Annotated in this window: 3 protein-coding genes and 1 pseudogene; 3 read left to right on the forward strand and 1 reads right to left on the reverse strand. The window is 39.6% G+C overall.

Features of this window, described 5'->3' with window-relative positions; translation table 11 throughout:
* Both SORDD24_RS07410 and sdbB read left to right on the forward strand, forming a co-directional pair.
* Positions 1 to 685: cytochrome c biogenesis CcdA family protein (locus SORDD24_RS07410; RefSeq protein WP_061409150.1), on the forward strand; the 685-nt coding region annotated here is incomplete at its 5' end.
* A gap of 12 nt (positions 686 to 697) precedes the next feature.
* Entirely contained in the window at positions 698 to 1,243 is a 546-nt protein-coding gene (sdbB, locus tag SORDD24_RS07415) for a thiol-disulfide oxidoreductase-associated lipoprotein SdbB (RefSeq protein ID WP_061409153.1), read from the forward strand.
* A 40-nt stretch (positions 1,244 to 1,283) separates the two neighbouring features.
* Here the strand turns inward: sdbB and pbp3 are convergent, their stop codons facing one another.
* Positions 1,284 to 2,525: a D-alanyl-D-alanine carboxypeptidase PBP3 gene (gene pbp3, locus SORDD24_RS07420; protein ID WP_061409155.1), complete on the reverse strand. Its 1,242-nt coding sequence runs from the start codon at positions 2,523 to 2,525 to the stop codon at positions 1,284 to 1,286.
* 105 nt (positions 2,526 to 2,630) lie between these two features.
* On the opposite strand from pbp3, the pseudogene SORDD24_RS11760 reads away from it, so the two are divergent.
* Positions 2,631 to 2,790 (forward strand): annotated as a pseudogene (locus tag SORDD24_RS11760) (AI-2E family transporter); the annotation flags it as partial.

Raw genomic sequence — 2,790 nt, forward strand, 5'->3', positions numbered from 1 at the left:
ATCGGTTTTTTTAGCCGGCATTCTGTCTTTCTTTTCACCCTGCATCTTCCCTTTGCTACCAGTCTATGCTGGTATTTTACTGGATGATCAGGGAAATTCGAAAAGCTTTCGATTTTTCGGAAGAGATGTTGCATGGTCAGGCTTAATTCGGACCTTGTGCTTTATTGCTGGGATCTCCCTCATTTTCTTTATTTTGGGATTTGGAGCTGGTTTCCTGGGGCATATGCTCTATGCTGATTGGTTTCGTTATCTTATGGGAGCAGTCATTATCCTCTTGGGCCTTCACCAGATGGAAATTTTGCATTTCAATAAACTGGAAGTGCAAAAAACAGTCACCTTCAAAAAATCACAGTCGAATCACTATCTGTCAGCATTCTTGCTTGGGATAACCTTTAGTTTTGGTTGGACCCCTTGTATCGGACCGGTTTTAAGTTCGGTCTTGGCTCTTGCAGCTTCAGGAGGGAATGGTGCTTGGCAAGGAGCTGTACTAACCTTAGTGTACACATTGGGAATGGCCCTACCTTTCATCGTTTTAGCCTTGGCTTCGGGCTGGATCATGCCCTATTTTAGTAAATTAAAACCCCATATGATCCTACTAAAGAAAATCGGGGGAGCTTTGATTATTTTGATGGGCTTGTTATTGATGCTAGGGCAGTTAAATGCCTTGTCAGGAATTCTTGGATAAAAGGAGAAAAAGATGAAAAAAGTTATTTTTGCGGGATTGAGCCTCATGTCTTTATTGTTGTTGATTGCCTGTGGCGAAAAAGAAACCAAACAAACGGAAAGTCCCAAACAGCCTGCTGTACAACAAATCGCAGTAGGAAAGGATGCACCAGACTTCACCTTGCAGTCTATGGATGGCAAAGAAGTCAAGCTATCAGACTATAAGGGAAAAAAGGTCTATTTGAAATTCTGGGCCTCTTGGTGTGGTCCTTGTCGAAAGAGTATGCCAGAGTTGATGGAATTAGCTGCAAAACAAGATCGAGACTTTGAAATACTAAGTGTTATTGCACCTGGCCTCCAAGGTGAAAAAACAGTTCAAGACTTTCCAAAATGGTACCAAGAACAAGGCTACAAGGATATACCAGTTCTATATGATACCAAGGCAACTACCTTCCAAGCCTACCAAATTCGTAGCATTCCAACAGAATACTTGATTGATAGTCAAGGAAAAATTGGAAAAATCCAATTTGGTGCTATTAGCAATGCAGATGCTGAAGCAGCATTTAAAGAGATGAAATAAATTAAAGAATACGAAAAAATCGCGAAGAATCGCGATTTTTTTATAATTTTTCATTGATAAAGCGGATGAATTGGTTCCACCAAACTTTTAAGAAGAAGGCTTTTTCAACTTTCTTTTCAGAAACCATTTCAAAAGATGGTTTTTCAGAAGTGAGGTAGCCTTGTCCGATCAAATCTTGGTCATCATAGGTTAGAGTACCGACAACCTTTCCTTCTTCCAAAGGAGCAGTTTCTGATGTTGATTTTGGTGTGAATTGAAGAGCTGATGTAGTTCCGCTTCCAACTCGTTGGACAACTGCAATATCTGATTTAGCAACTGCAGGCACGCTGTCTTCTTTTCCATCAAGGACAGTAACCTTACTATCTTTGTAAGATTCACCTTTTTTAACAATAGTCTGAAGGCTAAAGTTTGCAGAGATATAGTCTAAAAGAGAAGAAGTAGCTGTAAATCGTGCATAAGGATTACCGTCTTGTTGATCGGCATCTAAAACAACTGTAATGATACGCATCCCTTTTTCGACAGTGGTTCCAACGAAAGAAGCTCCTGCCTTATCAGTTGTTCCTGTCTTTAAACCGTCAATTCCTCCTCGGTAGGCTGGCATCCCCTCCAACATAGAGTTTGTTGAGTGGATTTCAAGTCCTGCAAAGGTAGAAGTTGGCTTTTTGGTGATTTCCAAAACCTGCGGATAATCTCGGATGAGGTTACGAGCAACGATGGCAACATCGTAAGCACTAAGTTTATTTTCCTCGTCTTTCTTAGAATCTGGATAGATGTTATCTCCAAGAGTCTCGTTGTTTAATCCAGTTGTGTTTACAATAGTTGCATCCTGGATTCCCCATTCCAAAAGTTTCGCCCTCATTTTGTCAACGAAGTCTTTCTCAGAACCGGCAATCTTTTCTGCTAGCGCAATTGCAGCACTGTTTGCACTGGATACCATTGTAGCCTCTAATAGTTGTTCAACAGTATAATTTCGAGCTTCCATAGGGACGTTACTTGCTTCTGAATTGGTGGTGAGCTGGTATGGATAGTCAGAAATATCAACAGGGGTTGATAGGCTGATGGTTCCTTGTTCCAAGGCCTCATAAACCAAATAGACAGTAACAAGTTTTGTAATAGAAGCAATCTCGACAGGCTGACTCGCATCTTTTTCATAAAGGATTTTTCCTGTTGTTGCTTCAACAGCAATAGCGTGCTTAGCAGCAACATCAAAACTTTGAGCTGAAACAGTAGAGATAGTGGCAAAAGTAAGAAGTGTTAGTAAGGATATAATTATTTTTTTCATATTAGCTTTATTTTATCATAAAGGGAAAAAATATTCTTGCTTTTATGCTGAAGCCTTCGTATCTTTTTTTAGAAATATGGTAAAATAGATAGAAGGAGGATAGTTATGTTCCGTAGAAACAAATTATTTTTTTGGACAGCCGAAATCTTACTATTAACCATTATTTTTTATCTTTGGAGAGAGATGGGGTCCATCATTACTCCCTTTGTCACAGTTATCAATACGATTATGATTCCATTCTTATTGGGGGGATTTTTCTACTACC

The sequence above is a fragment of the Streptococcus oralis genome (assembly GCF_001579175.1).
Taxonomy (GTDB): Bacteria; Bacillota; Bacilli; order Lactobacillales; family Streptococcaceae; genus Streptococcus; species Streptococcus oralis_O.

Coding starts and splice junctions, on each gene's coding strand:
- sdbB (WP_061409153.1), top strand. CDS start 698: ATGAAAAAAGTTATTTTTGCGGGATTGAGCCTCATGTCTTTATTGTTG.
- pbp3 (WP_061409155.1), bottom strand. CDS start 2,525: ATGAAAAAAATAATTATATCCTTACTAACACTTCTTACTTTTGCCACT.